An 851-nucleotide genomic window follows, 5' to 3' on the forward strand; every position below is an offset into this window, starting at 1 on the left:
GGCTCTAGACTAGCAAAATGATTATGTTAGTCTAGAATCATGATAGAAAACAGTAAATTAAGTCACTACAAGATTAAAAAAATTATTCAATGCTTTTGTGTTGATATTCCTGCTTCCAAAACAGCCTTATTACTCAATTTAAATCGTAATACGATTAACTATTGGTACATGCTTTTTAGAGAAACTATCTATGATCATCAAACAGATTTAAGAGCTAAGTTTGTTGGTTCAATAGAAGTAGATGAAAGCTATTTTGGAGCGAAAAGGCAACGTGGGTTTCATGGAAAGTTAAAGTGTGGTCGTGGGACTCTAAAACAGCCAGTATTTGGAATATTCGAACGTAATGGGCGCGTCTATACTGAAATCGTACCTGACTGTAAAATGAAGACTTTACAAGAGGTTATCATTGGTAAAGTTTCACTTGAGAGTGTGATTTATAGTGATGGATGGCGTGGCTATAATGGTCTTGTTGATGTGGGTTATTCAAAGCATTTTAGGGTAAATCACGGAGCAAATGAGTTTGCTAGAGGAGAATGTCATATAAATGGAATAGAATCATTTTGGAGCTTTTGTAAAAGAAGGCTAGCAAAGTTTAACGGCATATCAAAAGAGTACTTTGATTATCATCTTAAAGAAACTGAATGGCGTTGGATGAGGGAACCTAATGAGTTAGCAACTGAGCTGTGGAACCTCATTAGGTAAAATTAAGTGTAAATCTGCTAGTCTAGAGCCACATCAATATATGGAGTATTTTATGGCACGTAGACCAAGAAGAAATCATTCAAATGATTTTAAAGCTAAGGTAGCACTTGCTGCGATTAAAGCAGAAAAAACACTTGCTGAATTGAGTG

At 35.3% G+C, this 851-nt stretch carries 1 protein-coding gene; it reads left to right on the forward strand.

Annotation, left to right across the window (positions count from 1 at the left end):
• Positions 1 to 39: 39 nt before the first annotated feature.
• Positions 40 to 702 carry an IS1595-like element ISAcra1 family transposase gene (locus tag HYG93_RS19180; protein ID WP_087527698.1) on the forward strand — a complete coding sequence of 221 codons (663 nt, stop codon included), beginning with the start codon at positions 40 to 42 and terminating at the stop codon, positions 700 to 702.
• Positions 703 to 851: the final 149 nt, after the last annotated feature.

This window comes from Acinetobacter sp. SwsAc6 (assembly GCF_013391565.1).
In the GTDB taxonomy this organism is placed as follows: domain Bacteria; phylum Pseudomonadota; class Gammaproteobacteria; order Pseudomonadales; family Moraxellaceae; genus Acinetobacter; species Acinetobacter cumulans.

Bases quoted from the DNA above. Each gene is read 5' to 3' on its own strand.
- HYG93_RS19180 (WP_087527698.1), top strand. From the start codon at position 40: ATGATAGAAAACAGTAAATTAAGTCACTACAAGATTAAAAAAATTATT.